Source organism: Janthinobacterium sp. UMAB-56, from assembly GCF_900095265.1.
Classification (GTDB): domain Bacteria; phylum Pseudomonadota; class Gammaproteobacteria; order Burkholderiales; family Burkholderiaceae_D; genus Janthinobacterium.
The window spans coordinates 59382-73175 of the sequence record NZ_LT607667.1 but is presented as its reverse complement, the minus strand read 5'-3'; the positions used below and the strand labels follow the sequence as shown (position 1 = coordinate 73175).

15 protein-coding genes, 1 tRNA gene and 1 riboswitch are annotated in these 13794 nt (G+C 61.5%); of the genes, 9 read left to right on the top strand and 7 right to left on the bottom strand.

Going from position 1 to position 13794, the window contains the following annotated elements; all coding sequences use genetic code 11:
* The 3 genes from pilV to glyA form a co-directional block, all read right to left on the bottom strand.
* Positions 1-532 (bottom strand): type IV pilus modification protein PilV (gene pilV, locus K0F85_RS23340; protein ID WP_257638135.1); only part of this gene is annotated, 532 nt, incomplete at its 3' end.
* A gap of 221 nt (positions 533-753) precedes the next feature.
* Positions 754-1218, bottom strand: a complete 465-nt coding sequence (nrdR, locus tag K0F85_RS23335; protein ID WP_071078724.1) for a transcriptional regulator NrdR — start codon at positions 1216-1218, stop codon at positions 754-756.
* Positions 1219-1525: 307 nt separating this feature from the next.
* A complete protein-coding gene (gene glyA / locus K0F85_RS23330; protein WP_058050318.1) occupies positions 1526-2773 on the bottom strand; it encodes a serine hydroxymethyltransferase in 1248 nt (415 codons plus the stop codon).
* Between the two features lie 111 nt (positions 2774-2884).
* A riboswitch (ZMP/ZTP riboswitch) is annotated at positions 2885-3009 on the bottom strand.
* A 282-nt stretch (positions 3010-3291) separates the two neighbouring features.
* Between glyA and ybgC the strand changes: the two genes are divergently transcribed.
* The 8 genes from ybgC (at position 3292) to K0F85_RS23290 (ending at position 8831) form a co-directional block, all read left to right on the top strand.
* On the top strand, positions 3292-3693 hold the full coding sequence (ybgC, locus tag K0F85_RS23325) for a tol-pal system-associated acyl-CoA thioesterase (protein ID WP_219118306.1): 402 nt from the start codon (positions 3292-3294) through the stop codon (positions 3691-3693).
* Between the two features lie 46 nt (positions 3694-3739).
* Positions 3740-4429: a protein TolQ gene (tolQ, locus tag K0F85_RS23320; protein WP_046682323.1), complete on the top strand. Its 690-nt coding sequence runs from the start codon at positions 3740-3742 to the stop codon at positions 4427-4429.
* A 15-nt stretch (positions 4430-4444) separates the two neighbouring features.
* Entirely contained in the window at positions 4445-4885 is a 441-nt protein-coding gene (locus K0F85_RS23315) for an ExbD/TolR family protein (protein ID WP_223278896.1), read from the top strand.
* Between the two features lie 48 nt (positions 4886-4933).
* Positions 4934-5956, top strand: coding sequence for a cell envelope integrity protein TolA (gene tolA / locus K0F85_RS23310; protein ID WP_257638134.1), 1023 nt, complete (start codon positions 4934-4936; stop codon positions 5954-5956).
* Between the two features lie 5 nt (positions 5957-5961).
* Complete coding sequence (tolB, locus tag K0F85_RS23305; protein ID WP_374198794.1) at positions 5962-7230, top strand: Tol-Pal system beta propeller repeat protein TolB; 1269 nt, start codon at positions 5962-5964, stop codon at positions 7228-7230.
* A gap of 43 nt (positions 7231-7273) precedes the next feature.
* A complete protein-coding gene (gene pal / locus K0F85_RS23300) occupies positions 7274-7795 on the top strand; it encodes a peptidoglycan-associated lipoprotein Pal (protein ID WP_219118304.1) in 522 nt (173 codons plus the stop codon).
* Between the two features lie 134 nt (positions 7796-7929).
* Positions 7930-8688: a tol-pal system protein YbgF gene (gene ybgF, locus K0F85_RS23295; RefSeq protein WP_219118303.1), complete on the top strand. Its 759-nt coding sequence runs from the start codon at positions 7930-7932 to the stop codon at positions 8686-8688.
* Positions 8689-8755: 67 nt separating this feature from the next.
* A tRNA-Lys gene (locus K0F85_RS23290) sits at positions 8756-8831 on the top strand.
* A gap of 112 nt (positions 8832-8943) precedes the next feature.
* Here the strand turns inward: K0F85_RS23290 and K0F85_RS23285 are convergent.
* Positions 8944-10074, bottom strand: coding sequence for an acyltransferase (locus K0F85_RS23285; RefSeq protein ID WP_219118302.1), 1131 nt, complete (start codon positions 10072-10074; stop codon positions 8944-8946).
* Positions 10075-10197: 123 nt separating this feature from the next.
* Positions 10198-10539: a helix-turn-helix transcriptional regulator gene (locus tag K0F85_RS23280; protein ID WP_219118301.1), complete on the bottom strand. Its 342-nt coding sequence runs from the start codon at positions 10537-10539 to the stop codon at positions 10198-10200.
* Between the two features lie 106 nt (positions 10540-10645).
* Between K0F85_RS23280 and K0F85_RS23275 the strand changes: the two genes are divergently transcribed.
* Positions 10646-11734 carry an NADH:flavin oxidoreductase/NADH oxidase gene (locus K0F85_RS23275; RefSeq protein ID WP_219118300.1) on the top strand — a complete coding sequence of 363 codons (1089 nt, stop codon included), beginning with the start codon at positions 10646-10648 and terminating at the stop codon, positions 11732-11734.
* On the opposite strand, the gene K0F85_RS23270 is transcribed toward K0F85_RS23275, so the two are convergent.
* Positions 11728-13233, bottom strand: coding sequence for an MDR family MFS transporter (locus K0F85_RS23270; protein ID WP_257638133.1), 1506 nt, complete (start codon positions 13231-13233; stop codon positions 11728-11730). The genes K0F85_RS23275 and K0F85_RS23270 overlap by 7 nt on opposite strands.
* The gene (locus K0F85_RS23265; protein ID WP_219118299.1) at positions 13230-13688 is read right to left on the bottom strand and encodes a MarR family winged helix-turn-helix transcriptional regulator; all 459 of its coding nucleotides are present in this window, start codon (positions 13686-13688) and stop codon (positions 13230-13232) included. Before K0F85_RS23265 ends, K0F85_RS23270 begins: the two co-directional genes overlap by 4 nt.
* Positions 13689-13794: the final 106 nt, after the last annotated feature.

The following is a 13794-nucleotide window of genomic DNA, read 5'->3' as shown; positions in this document are numbered from 1 at the left end:
TCTCGGCGGGCGAGCCATCGGGCAGGCGGGCGCGCCAGCCCAGCTTGATGACGATGGGCGCGCCCTTGCCGCCGCTGCAAGCCCAGTGCAAGCCTTGGGCGGCGGCATCCCACGCGGCAAGGTCGCGGCAGATGTGCAGACGTGCGCCGGGCAAAGCTGCATATAGCCCTTGCTTCCACTCGGCGATATCGAATTGCGCCAGTTCGGCAGCGCTGCAGGCGGCAGCGCCGAAGCAGTCGGGCGCACCGCCGCCAGGCGCGGCGCCGTCCGCCGCTAGGTAGGCCAGGTTCAGGTAGGGATTGCCCGCATCGGGCCCCTGCATGAGCGCGCTGTTCGCGCGCATGCGCTCGGCTATGCCGGCGGCCAGTTGCACACCCGCCGACAACAGCGCCGACTCATGGCGCGCGCGCAGGGAAGTCAGTTGCAGGATGCTGGCGCCCAGCAGGCCAAGCGCCAACAGCAACAGCGACACCAGCACCTCGACGAGGCTGCTGCCAGCCACGGAAAACATTGCACGACCGCCCTTGCGCATACGCTACTCCCTTCTGCGGAAAGAGTCGCGAAAACAGGCGGCCCAGCTACAAGATAGGCGCGCGCACAAAAGCGGGTCTGCGCTAGCGCAAACAGCACGGCGATAAGTCGGGAAGAACAGCGTTGGGATTGATCAGGCCACTTGCCAGGCGAACGCTGGCGTGGTGACAAGGGGGCGCAAGACCAGCCCCGCCTTCAACAAGGCAAACGTCGGCGTGTACGTCAGGGCTTGCTGCGCGCCTGCCCCACTTCGGCAATCGCATCCTGGAACTCGGCCAGGTCTTCGAAATTCTTGTAGACGGAAGCAAAGCGGATGTAGGCGATCTTGTCCAGGCGTTTGAGTTCCTGCATGACGAGTTCGCCAATATAGCCGGAATCGACTTCGCGCAAGCCGCTGGTCAGCAGTTTTTCCTGGATGGATGCGATGGCCGTATCCACGGAGGCGGCCGCGACGGGACGCTTGCGCAAGGCCAGCATCAAACTGCCGCGCAACTTATCCGCAGCGAACTCCGTCCGGCTGCCATTCTTTTTGACGACGGCCGGCATGATAAGTTCAATCCGCTCGTAGGTGGTAAAACGCTTGTCGCATTTGCCGCAACGGCGGCGCCGGCGAATGGCATCCCCTTCCTCCGATACGCGCGTATCGAGAACCTGGGTATCGCCGTGCTGGCAAAATGGACATTTCATGGGGCGGAGACAGCTTTATAGTGGTTAATGACGGAAAATCGCCGCCCTTGTACAAAGGGCGCCCGAATCACTCCGGGCGCCCTTGGGCAGCACTGGAATGTGTCAGACAGAATCTTACTCTGTATGACACATTCTGGACAAATAATTAGAGACTATTCTGGTAAGGAGCGTCTGCAGCAGATTGCTCATCGGTCGCGCGGACAAGGCGCGAGGAGGACGCATGGCGAGCCATGCTACGACGAGCAACGCAGCACCCGCTTCCGAGGGGCTGTCTGCTGCGGATGTATTCCTTTACCGGAACAGGCTCTTATGCTGCGTACACAGGGTGCGCGTCGGCCAGTACTTTCACGGCCGCTTTGACGCGCTCGATGGTGGCGGCGTCATGCGGATTGTCCAGCACGTCGGCGATCAGGTTGCCCACTTCTTCCGCTTGCGCTTCCTTGAAACCGCGCGTCGTCATCGCCGGGCTGCCCAGGCGGATGCCCGAGGTGACGAAGGGTTTTTGCGGGTCGTTCGGGATGCCGTTCTTGTTGCAGGTGATGTGCGCGGAACCGAGGATGGCTTCGGCTTCCTTGCCCGTCAGGTTCTTGGCGCGCAGGTCGACCAGCATGACGTGCGATTCGGTGCCGCCGGAAACAATGCGCAGGCCGCGCTTGATCAGGGTTTTCGCCAGCACGTCGGCGTTCTTGATCACTTGCTTCTGGTATTCGACGAACTCGGGGCTCAGTGCTTCCTTGAAGGCGACGGCCTTGCCGGCGATCACGTGCATCAGCGGGCCGCCCTGGATGCCGGGGAAAATGGCCGAATTGATGGCTTTTTCGTGTTCAGCCTTCATCAGGATGATGCCGCCGCGTGGACCGCGCAACGATTTGTGCGTGGTCGAAGTGACGAAGTCGGCGAATGGCACCGGGTTCGGGTACAGGCCGGCGGCGATCAGGCCGGCGTAGTGGGCCATGTCGACCATGAAGTAGGCGCCAACTTCCTTGGCGATCTTGCCGAAGCGTTCGAAGTCGATCTTTTTCGAGAAGGCGGAAGCGCCGGCGATGATCAGTTTTGGCTTGCGTTCGCGAGCCAGGCGTTCCATCGCCTCGTAGTCGATGTCTTCTTCCGCCGTCAAGCCATAGGACACGACGTCAAACCATTTGCCGGACATGTTCAGTGGCATGCCGTGGGTCAGGTGGCCGCCTTCGGCCAGCGACATACCCATGATCAGATCACCTGGTTTCAACATGGCAAAGAACACACCCTGGTTCGCCTGCGAGCCGGAGTTCGGCTGCACGTTCGCGCATTCGGCGCCGAACAATTGCTTGACGCGGTCGATGGCCAGTTGCTCGGCCACATCGACGTATTCGCAGCCGCCGTAGTAACGCTTGCCTGGATAGCCTTCGGCGTACTTGTTTGTCAGTTGCGAGCCTTGCGCTTCCATTACGGCTGGCGACGTATAGTTTTCCGACGCGATCAGTTCGATGTGGTCGTGCTGGCGCGTGTTTTCTTTTTGAATGACGGCGAACAATTCGGGATCGACGTTGGCGAGGGTGTGATCTTTTGCAAACATGTAAAAACTCCAAGTATGAGGGTGCTTGTACTGGCAGGTTGGATCGAATGAGGGGAGCCGGCGTTAAGTGAATAACAACATTTGACAGGCAGCCTCTTCGTGCTTTTCCATAGTGGCTACCCAGGCGAACGGCTGATGAAAAATCTCACGTTTCCCGGTGGGTGCCCACCTTTCGCCGGTTTGCCGATCGCCATCCAGGGAGATCGCCCGACTTTTCGCCAGTCACGTGAGACGTAATGGAAGTCAAATTGTAAGTTAAGTACCCAAATTGAGCAAGGAATGCAACCGTGCAGCTATAATCCGCCGCCCGGCAAGCGCCGCCGCCCTCTTAAGCTTGACGTAAACCTGGGTGGCGCATGTAAGCGTATGTTACGGGGCTTGCCATTACAGCCCTCCGTTTTACAATGCTGCGGTGCAACTTGCATGCCGCTTTTGCATGGCATTCCAGCAAGCGCATCAAGTCACAAGAAGAAAAATCGCGTAAAATGTTGCTCAATCTCACTAATGGCGCAATAAACATGCCTTCAGTCTTTACCTGGAATGTACGTGTCTACTATGAAGACACCGACGCCGGCGGCATCGTCTATTACGCTAACTACCTGAAATTTTTCGAGCGCGCGCGCACCGAATGGCTGCGCGCCATCGACGTGGGCCAGCAGCAATTGCTGGAGCAGCATGACGCGATGTTCGTTGTCAAAAGTGTCAACGCCGACTATCATGCGCCAGCCAAGCTCGATGACACGGTAAGATTAACCTTAAGCATAGAAAAAATGGGGCGTGCCTCCATCGTTTTCCTGCAACAAGCCTGGTGCGGCGACCGCCTGCTCAACACGGCCCGCGTCAAGATTGGCTGCGTCGACTCGGCACTGCGCCCGCGCGCCGTGCCTGATGCAGTGGCGGCCCGCATGCGCGCCGCCTGAGCCCTACAGCCACCCCCGGACAATTCACCCAACAGACTGCCAGCCAATGAACGTTACACAAGATCTTTCTTTCCTCGCGCTCATCACCAATGCCCATTTGATCGTGCAACTGATCATGGCCCTGCTGCTACTGATCTCCCTGACCAGCTGGACCTACATTTTCCGCAAGATGTTTGCCGTGCGCCAGGCGCGCAAGCAGACCATCGAATTCGAACGCAGCTTCTGGGCCGGCGGCAACCTGCATGCGCTGCACCAGAACGCCAGTGGCAACCGTGACCAGAGCGGCGCGCTGGCCCGCATTTTTGACGCTGGCATGGGCGAATTCATCAAGGGCAAGGCATCCTACGGTTCGCGCGAAGCGCTGGACGTGGGTGCCGTGCTCGACGGCGCACGCCGCGCCATGCGCGCCGCCTTCCAGCGCGAAATGGACGTGCTCGAATCGCATCTGGCCTTCCTCGCCTCCGTCGGTTCCGTCTCGCCCTACATCGGCCTGCTCGGTACCGTCTGGGGCATCATGAACGCCTTCCGCGGCTTGGCCAACGTGCAGCAAGCCACCCTGGCCGCCGTTGCGCCCGGCATTGCCGAAGCGCTGATCGCCACCGCCATCGGCCTGTTCGCGGCCATTCCCGCCGTCGTCGCCTACAACCGCTTTTCGCATGACATCGACCGCCTGGCGATCCGCTTCGAAAGCTTCGTCGAGGAATTCTCCAACATCTTGCAGCGCCAGTCGCGCTAAGAGGGAGCAGCGTCCATGGGTTCCTCATTCAATAGCGGCGGCATGCGCGGCGGCCGTGGCCGCAAGTTCAAGTCCGAGATCAACGTCGTGCCGTATATCGACGTGATGCTGGTGCTGCTGATCATTTTCATGGTGATGCCATCGTCGAACAATCCCAGCGTGGTGAACTTGCCCAACGCGGAAAAGTCGGCGAAACCGCCCGATGACTATATTCAGATCGTGCTCAAACCGAATGGTTCCCTGTCGATCGGCGTGATCGGCAAGGAGCAGCTGTCGCCGGAAACGGAACCGAACCGCGACGCCCTGCTGCGCAAGCTGCGTGGCTTGCACGAGAGCAATCCCGACTATCCCGTGATGATCGCGGGCGACAAGGAAAGCAAGTACGACGATGTGATCCAGCTCATTTCGGAAGCGAAAAAGATGGGCATCACCCGCGTCGGCCTGGCCACCAAGTAAGCACAGCATCCTGTTTCCAGACTTGACCGTTTTTAGATAGACTAGACTTTGCAGACCAAACAAATCGACCATGTACTCGGCAAGCCCTACAGCGTGCCGCGCGAACGCAGCCGCTGGCCCTCGCTGGGCCTGGCGCTGGCGATGCATCTTGGCCTGCTGTTTTTCCTGTGGGTGGGCGTACACTGGCAAAATACGGAACCTGTGGCCGTCGAAGCGGAAGTGTGGGACCTGAAAGTGCAGACGGCAGCGCCGCCGCCCGATGTGGCGACGGAACCGGAGCCGACACCGGCGCCGCCGCCAGAACCGCAAGTGGAACAGCCTGCCCCGCCGCCACCGCCGCCGGTGGCCGCGCCCGAGCCGAAGGTCGACCTGCGCGAGGCGGAAATCGCCCTGGAACGCAAGAAGGCCAAGCTGAAGGAAGAAAAAGACAAAGCGGCAGCGGAAGAACGCCGCAAGCAGGAATTGAAGGAACGCGAGGAAGAAAAGCGCGAACTGGAAAAGCAGAAACAGAAAGAAAAAGACAAGGCTGACAAGCTGGAAAAAGAAAAAGCAGAAAAGGCCGACAAGCTGGAGAAAGCCAAACAGGCCAAAGAGAAAGCGGCGGAAGAAAAAGCCGAGAAAGAGCTGTCCGACAAAAAAGCGGCAGCGGAAAAAGCCGCCAAGGCAAAGAAAGCGGCTGAAGAGAAAAAAGCCGCCGACAAGGCGCGTGCTGCGGAAATGAGCCGCATCACGGGTGCGGCAGGCGCCGGCACAACGGGCACGGCCGCGAAAGCGACTGCGCCACGCAAGGACAGCGGCTATGTCGCTGCCCTGACGAGCAAGATCAAGAGCAATATCGCGTACAGCGGTAGCACGGAGGTGCCGGGCAACCCGCGCGCCGTGTTCAAGATCGAGCAACTGCCAACTGGGGAAATTATTTCGGTCCGAAAGATTAAAAGTAGCGGCCTGCCGGCGTATGACAGCTCGGTGGAAAACGCCATTAATAAATCGTCTCCACTGCCGAAGAAAAAAGACGGCACCGTGGAACGCGAGATTGAACTCATATTCGAGATGAAGGATTTGCCTAAATGATGACCATGAAAAAAATGAGCTATGTCGTGCTCTGCGCCAGCCTGATGCTGGGGGCGTCCGGCGCCCAGGCGCAGCTGCGCGTGGAAATTACGGGGATCGGCAGCAACCAGATCCCGGTGGCTGTCGCCAGCTTCGTCAATGAATCGGCGGCGCCGCAATCGTTATCCGGCATCATCAAGGCCGACCTGGCGCGCAGCGGCGTGTTCAAGTTGATCGACGCCGATGCGCCCGTGGCGGAAACGGCGCCCGTCAGCTACGAGCAGTGGAAGTCGCGCGGCGCCGACGCGCTGGCGGCAGGCAGCGTGCAAAGCATGGCCGATGGCCGCCTGGATGTGCGCTACAAGCTGTTCGACACCATCAAGGGCGCCCAGCTCTCCAGCATGAACAATGCGGCCGCGCCGCAGTTCAACCGCCTGCTGGCGCATAAAATTGCCGACGACATCTATGAAAAACTGACGGGCGTCAAGGGCGCGTTCGCCACGCGTATCGCCTACGTCACGCAATCGGGCCGCGAATACCGCCTGGAAGTGGCCGACGCCGATGGCGAAGGCATCCAGGTCGCCCTGCGCTCGAACGAGCCCATCATTTCGCCCTCGTGGTCGCCGGATGGCACCAAGGTGGCGTATGTCTCGTTTGAAAAGAAAAAGCCCATCGTCTACGTGCAAAACCTGGTGACGCGCCAGCGCACCATCGTCTCGAATGAAAAAGGCAGCAATTCGGCGCCCAGTTGGAGCCCGGACGGCTCGCGCCTGGCCGTGGCCCTGTCGCGCGACGGCCATACCCAGGTCTACACCGTCAATGCCGACGGCAGCGGCTTGCGCCGCGTCAGCAGCAGCAGCGGCATCGATACGGAACCCCAATTCTCGGCCGATGGCCAGAGCATTTACTTCACCAGCGATCGCAGCGGCGGACCACAAATCTACCGTATGTCGGTCAACGGCGGCGATGCCAAGCGCGTGACGTTTGGCGGCCCCTACAACATCAGCCCGCGGATTTCCTCCGACGGGAAGACACTCGCTTATATTTCCCGTCGCGACGGCAATTTCCAGCTCTACGCGCTCGACCTGGCTAGTGGCCAGGAACTGCGCCTGTCGGACACCGCCAACGACGAATCACCGAGCTTTTCGCCCAACGGGAAATATATCATGTACGCGACCGAATCCGGACGACGCAAGTCGCTGGCAGTGGTATCGGTGGATGGCCGCGTCAAACAGCGTTTGACCACGCAAGCTGGCAATATCAAGGAGCCCACCTGGGGTCCTTTCATGAAGTAAATGCTGTACAGTTTCACCTTTAACCATGACCCGGAGAATAAAAATGAGTAATTTTAAAAGCTTGGCCTTCATCGCCGCTACCGCAGCTCTGCTGTCCGCCTGCAGCACCCCAGTCAAAGTCGCCGAAACGCCAGTCGTTGAGCGCGCACCTGAAAAAGTCGTAGCTCCAGTTGACACCCGTCAAGTTCAGCCAGTGACGACCGCATCGGTCGATCCACTGGACGATCCAAAAGGCGTGCTGGCTAACCGCAGCATCTACTTCGACTTCAACAAATACGTCGTGCGCGAAGCGGACACCCCAGTCGTGCAAAACCACGCTGCTTACCTGGTGAAAACCCCAGCACGCAAGATCCTGATCCAAGGTAACACCGATGAACGCGGTGGCGCTGAGTACAATCTGGCCCTGGGTCAGAAACGTGCTGAAGCCGTGCGCAAGTCGATGGCTGCCCTGGGCGTGCCAGAAGGCCAGATGGAAGCCGTGTCGCTGGGCAAAGAAAAGCCTAAAGCACAAGGCAGCAACGAAGCAGCATGGGCAGAAAACCGCCGCGCTGACATCGTTTATTGATGTTGCCGGGTGAGCGCCGCAGCATTGACGCTTACCTAACTGGCCAGTCATAGGCATAATAATGGGGCGCAGCGCGGTGATTCACCGCCCGGCGCCCCGTTTGCATGTTTGCGTAACCTTTGAAAGCCCGACTCATGATGACATTCTCGAAAGCCGGCGTCGCCGCCGCCTTAATGGCCGCGTTTGCCATCCTGCCACTGCACGCCAACGCCGCCCTGTTCGATGACGACGAAGCGCGCAAGGCCATCCTGGAGCTGCGCGCCAAGGTCGACGCCATGGCACGCGACCTGAACAGCCGCGTCGACGCCAAGGCGGACAAGACCAGCACCTTGAGCATGATCAACCAGCACGACCAGACCATGCAAGAAATCGCCCGCCTGCGCGGCCAGATCGAAGTGCTGGGCAACGACCTGGCAAACACGCAAAAGCGCCAGAAAGATTTCTACACCGATATCGATGCGCGCCTGCGCAAGCTCGAACCGCGCCAGGTCACCATTGACGGCCAGGAAGCGGCCGTGGGCGTGTCCGAGCAAAGCGCGTACGAAGCGGCGTTCGGCCTGTTCAAGTCGGGCGACTACAAGGGCGCCGTCACGGCACTGGACGCCTTCGTGAAACGCTATCCGGAATCGGCCTACGCGGCCAATGCGCAATACTGGCTGGGCAACGCCTATTACGCCCAGCGCGACTGCAAGAGCGCCATCACGGCCCAGCAGGCAGTATTGAAGCACTACCCGGACAGCCCGAAGGCGGCCGACGCCATGCTTAACATCGCCAGCTGCTACACGGAGCTGAAAGACAAGCCGAACGCGACCAAGACCTTGAACGCCCTGATCTCGCGCTACCCCGACTCCAGCGCGGCCCAGGCCGCCAAGGAACGGGGCGGCAAAAAGTAAAAGCGGGGAAAAAGTTGCCCGTTAGGTTTGACAGAATCCCGGGCACCCCCTATAATCTTTCTTCTTCGGGTCGTTAGCTCAGCTGGTAGAGCAGCGGACTTTTAATCCGTTGGTCGCAGGTTCGAATCCCGCACGGCCTACCAAATACTATGAAGAAGCCAACCGTTCGCGGTTGGCTTTTTTGTTTTTCAAAAATAGAAACAGGCAGCATTATTTCCGGAAGACGAGCGCCATCGGCACTCTACGTCTTCGCTCTTAACGCGACACCAACGCCGGCCTCCCGGCCAGATACGCCACCACACTGCCCATCACCCGCCCCAGCGGCACTTCCACCCAGCGGTAAAACGCGGCCCCGGCCGCCAGGCTGGCGCCCCAGGCCGTCAGCATGCCCAGCGCCTGCCACTCCGGCACCAAAGGAACAAAAGTGATGACTATTGCGTTCACCAGCAGGCAGACGGGGAAGTGGACGAGAAACACCGCATACGAGATGCGCCCCAGCGTGTTGATGGCGCTCCAGGCGCGGCCTTGCGCGGGCGTGCGGGCGCGGCCGAACAGGAACAGGGCACAGGCGACAATCAGCGCCAGGGCGATGCGGCTGCGGTAGTCGATGGCCAGCGCCAGCAGGACGGGCACGGCGGCCATGGCCATGAGCGCGGTCATGGCACCGGGATTGCGCCGGGGGTCGCCAGCCCACCAGGCCAGCATGCCAAGGCCATAGCTGCCGAAGAAATACGGCGCCCAGTTGTCCCAATCCGCATCGAGATTGAAATACAGCAAGGAAAAGGTGATACCCACGGTGACGGCCAATGGCATCAGCCAGTGCCCGCGCCGCTGGCCCGCCAGGCGGCCGCCCAGCCACAGCAGCGATACCGTCAGCAGGTACAGCTGGAAATCGATGGCCACGTACCACGCGCCGGCCGACAGCGATTCATAGCCGAGCACGCCGTGCAGCAGCAAGGCATGAGCGCTCAACTGGCCCAGGGTGACGGCGCCCGACATGGAGTCGTGCTGCATCCAGATGCCCGCCACGGGCGTCAGCACGGCGGCGAGCAAGGTGGCGGCCAGGAAAGGCGGCGCCAGCTTGGCATAGCGGCGCCAGATCGCTTGTAGCGGGGTGGCGATGCCGGGTAGGCCGGCGGGAGCGAGGGACTTGGCGACCAGGAAGCCGCCGATAACGAGAAAAACTTGTACGGCGATGCGCGCGCTGCCGCCCAGCCAGTCCAGCAAGGCAGGCCACAGGGGCTGCACGTAATCGGACATGGGGCCGTAAAACGCCAGGTGGTGCAACACGATCAACTGCGCCGCGCCCGCCTTTAAAACATTGATCCAGCCAAACTGCGGACGCCTTGCCAGGTCCGCCTGTGATGCTACTGCCGCTGCCGTCATTCCTATTCCTTGCCGTGCCAGGCAGGCACCGCCAGCGCGTCGCGCAACAGGCGCGCGGCTGAGGAGCTACCGAAAGGCCGACATCATAGCCGAGGCTGGAAGATGGCGTGGCACGGCAGGCGGCTAAGCCGCCAGCTGTTCCGCTTCCGGCAGCCCGGGCGCCAAAGGCTGTTGTGCCAGGATGGCGTCCAGCAAGCCGGGAAAGCGGCTCTCGATATCGGCGCGGCGCAAGGTGTTCATGTGCGTCGTGCCGGCGTTTTCCGTGTACACCAGGCCCGCTTCGCGCAAGACCTTGAAATGATGGGACACGGTCGATTTCGGGCGCCCGCCATCGAGGTCGCCGCAGGCAGCCGCCTCAACGCGGGCCAGGTGGCGCACGATGTCGAGGCGGATGGAATCGCTCAAGGCGTAGAGCACACGCTCAAGGATGAATTCGCTGGCAGGAGGATGTTTGTGTGGACGCATGAGCAGAATCATACAGCATGCGCTATACTAATTCCATTCTTCGAATATTTACGAACTACCGAATCAGTAGTCACCCACATTACCATCAACAAACACAAAGGCCACCATGTCCGCCCTCTTCCAACCATTCAGTCTTAAAGATATCACCCTGCGCAACCGCATCGCCGTGCCACCCATGTGCCAATACATGGCCGTCGATGGCCAGGCCAACGACTGGCACCTGTCGCACTATGCGGGCATGGCGCGTGGCGGCGCGGGCCTGGTGATCGTCGAAGCGACGGCCGTGGCACCAGAAGGCCGCATCACGCCCGGCTGCACGGGCATCTGGAATGATGACCTGGCGCAAGCCTTCGCACCCATCGTGAAAGCCATCAAGGCGGCCGGCTCCGTGCCCGGCATCCAGATCGCCCACGCGGGCCGCAAGGCCAGCGCCAACCGGCCATGGGAAGGCGACGACCATATCACTGAAGGTGATGCGCGCGGCTGGCAAACCATCGCCCCGTCCGCCATCGCCTTTGGCGGCGGCCTGCCGAAAGTGCCGCGCGCCATGGACCTCGACGATATCGCCCGCGTGCAACAGAACTTCGTCGATGCGGCCGTGCGCGCCCGCGAAGTGGGCTTCGAATGGCTGGAACTGCACTTCGCCCACGGCTACCTGGCACAGAGCTTCTTTTCCGCCCACTCGAACCAGCGCGACGACATCTATGGCGGCAGCGTGGAAAACCGCAGCCGCTTTCTGCTGGAAACATTGAAAGCCGTGCGCGCAGTGTGGCCAGAGCACCTGCCGCTGACGATACGCTTCGGCGTACTGGAATTCGACGGCCGCGACGAGCAAACCCTGCTTGAATCCATCGCCCTGGTGCGCCAGTTCAAGGATGCGGGCATGGATATGCTCAGCGTCAGCATGGGCTTCACGATTCCCGACGTCTCGATTCCGTGGGGCCCTGCCTTCATGGGCCCGATTGCCGAGCGGGTGCGCCGCGAAGCAGGCGTGCCCGTCTCGTCCGCCTGGGGCTTCGGCACGCCAGCCATCGCCGAGCGCGTCGTCAAGGAAGAACAGCTGGACGTGGTGATGGTCGGCAAGGCGCACCTGGCCAATCCGCACTGGGCCTACTTTGCCGCCAAGGAGCTCGGCGTGGAGCGCGCCTCGTGGACCCTGCCGGCACCTTACGCGCACTGGCTGGAACGCTACTGATCATCCTTGAGCGTTGCCGGATGCCCCTCCAGGGGCAGTTCCGGCAGGAACAGCAAGGCGATCAGTCCCAAGAACAGCAGCACGGCGCCGGCACCAAACACGCTGGCGATCGCATGACGGTAGACGTCCACCGTGTGCAGCTGCTGCGCCGCATGCGCGCCCAGCGCAGAAACGGCTTCCACGCCATGGCTATGTAGCTGGTGGGCGAGGATGGCGCCGGACGCCGTCACGCCCAGCAAGCCGCCCAGCGAGCGGAAAAAGGCCAGCATGGCCGTGCCCACGCCGCGGCGCGCCAGGGGCAAGGCATTTTGCACGGCAATCGTCATGTTCGGCATCACCAGACCCAGGCCCGTGCCGAGGAAGAAGATGGCCGGCTCGAGGATCGCGTAACCGCGCGACGTTGCCATGGCCCAGGCCAGCACGGCAAACGCCAGCAGCGCCACTGCCAGTCCAGCCACCTGCACCATCTTGTATTTGCCCGAGCGCGACAGCACCCTGCCGTTGAACATCGACGACGCCACCAGCCCCACCATCATGGCCACCGTCATCACGCCCGACTCCGCAGGGCTGGTGCCCATCACCAGCTGGAAGAACAGGGGAAAGAAGACGCTGGCGCCCGTCAGCCCCATGAACGTCATGGCCATCACCAGGCTGGCGATATTGAAAGTGCGGTTTTCGAACAGGTCGGGCGGCAGCACGGGTTCATCCACCCTGCCCACGTGTACCGCCAGCCAGATAGCCAGCAGCACGGCAACGCAGCCGCACACCTTGATCGCCAGCGCATCCCACGGCCACTCGGTGCCGCCCAGCGCCAGCACCAGCAGGGCCGCCGTGATGGCGCCCGTCAGCAATGCCGACCCCAGGTAATCGATCTGGTGCGCATGCGTGCGTGCGGGCTTACGCATGGCGCGCGCGATGATGACAAAGGCGGCCGCGCCAATGGGCAGGTTGACATAGAAAATCCAGTGCCACGAGAAAGCATCCGTGATGACGCCGCCCAGCACGGGGCCCAGCACGCTGGTGACGGCAAACACGATGGGCACCATGCCTTGCCGCTTGCCCCGCTCGGCCGGCGGCACGATGTCGCCGATGATGATTTGCGCCAGCGGCATGAAGCCGCCCGCACCGAGGCCCTGGATGGCGCGAAAAATGATCAGCTCCGTCATGTTCTGCGCCAGCCCGCACAGCGCGGAACCGAGCAGAAAGGTCAGCAGGGCCGTGAAGATCATGGGGCGGCGGCCATACTGGTCGGCCAGTTTGCCGTACAGGGGCATGGTGGCCGTCGAGGCCAGCACATACGCCGTGACCACCCACGACAGGTGCGCCATGCCGCCCAGGTCATCGACGATGCGCGGCAAGGCCGTGGCGACGATGCTCTGGTCCAGCGCACCGAGCCCCAGCACGACCATCAAGCCCAGGTAGATGGCGCGCACTTCGCGCTCGGTGACGGGCTTGGCCGCGTCTTTTTCAGCGCCTGCGGCATGATCGTGGCGACTCATGCCTGGCCTATCTCAAGCAGCGGCTGCATGGCGGCTTCCAGCGCCATCATCTGCTGCGGGTTGAGGCGGGCGATGCGCCGCGCCAGTGTATCGCGGCGCCGCGCGCGCAGGGTTTCGAGCATGACCAAGCCTTGTGCGGACACTTGCAGCCCGGAGCGGCGCCGGTCCTGCGGATCGGGCGCGCTGCGCTCGACCAGCCCCGTTTCGGCCAAAGACTTGACCTGCGCGCTGACGGTGGGCCCGCGTACATTCTGCAGCCGCGCCAACGCAGCCACGCCGATGCCGGGCTGTTCGTGTATCAGCGCCAGCAACATATATTGCATCATCGACATGCCGCCTTCCAGTTCGCCCCCTTCACGCTGCATGGATCGCAGCAGGCGCTTGAACGCCAGGCGCAAGTCATCGGACAGCGCCAGCGCGCGTGCGGGGATGGGAAGGTCTTCAGTATTGGACATGGGCATCTAAATAGGTAGGCTACCTACCCATATTAAACGGCGCATGAGGGTCCTGCAAGGATTTTTTCCACCCCTGCCCTTCCCAAAACCGCCGTTGGCCGTCATA

Excerpts from the sequence above, each read along its gene's own strand:
- nrdR (WP_071078724.1), bottom strand. The coding sequence starts at position 1,218 with ATGAAATGTCCATTTTGCCAGCACGGCGATACCCAGGTTCTCGATACG.
- glyA (WP_058050318.1), bottom strand. The coding sequence starts at position 2,773 with ATGTTTGCAAAAGATCACACCCTCGCCAACGTCGATCCCGAATTGTTC.
- ybgC (WP_219118306.1), top strand. The coding sequence starts at position 3,292 with ATGCCTTCAGTCTTTACCTGGAATGTACGTGTCTACTATGAAGACACC.
- tolQ (WP_046682323.1), top strand. The coding sequence starts at position 3,740 with ATGAACGTTACACAAGATCTTTCTTTCCTCGCGCTCATCACCAATGCC.
- K0F85_RS23315 (WP_223278896.1), top strand. The coding sequence starts at position 4,445 with ATGGGTTCCTCATTCAATAGCGGCGGCATGCGCGGCGGCCGTGGCCGC.
- tolB (WP_374198794.1), top strand. The coding sequence starts at position 5,962 with ATGAAAAAAATGAGCTATGTCGTGCTCTGCGCCAGCCTGATGCTGGGG.
- pal (WP_219118304.1), top strand. The coding sequence starts at position 7,274 with ATGAGTAATTTTAAAAGCTTGGCCTTCATCGCCGCTACCGCAGCTCTG.
- ybgF (WP_219118303.1), top strand. The coding sequence starts at position 7,930 with ATGATGACATTCTCGAAAGCCGGCGTCGCCGCCGCCTTAATGGCCGCG.
- K0F85_RS23285 (WP_219118302.1), bottom strand. The coding sequence starts at position 10,074 with ATGACGGCAGCGGCAGTAGCATCACAGGCGGACCTGGCAAGGCGTCCG.
- K0F85_RS23280 (WP_219118301.1), bottom strand. The coding sequence starts at position 10,539 with ATGCGTCCACACAAACATCCTCCTGCCAGCGAATTCATCCTTGAGCGT.
- K0F85_RS23275 (WP_219118300.1), top strand. The coding sequence starts at position 10,646 with ATGTCCGCCCTCTTCCAACCATTCAGTCTTAAAGATATCACCCTGCGC.
- K0F85_RS23270 (WP_257638133.1), bottom strand. The coding sequence starts at position 13,233 with ATGAGTCGCCACGATCATGCCGCAGGCGCTGAAAAAGACGCGGCCAAG.
- K0F85_RS23265 (WP_219118299.1), bottom strand. The coding sequence starts at position 13,688 with ATGTCCAATACTGAAGACCTTCCCATCCCCGCACGCGCGCTGGCGCTG.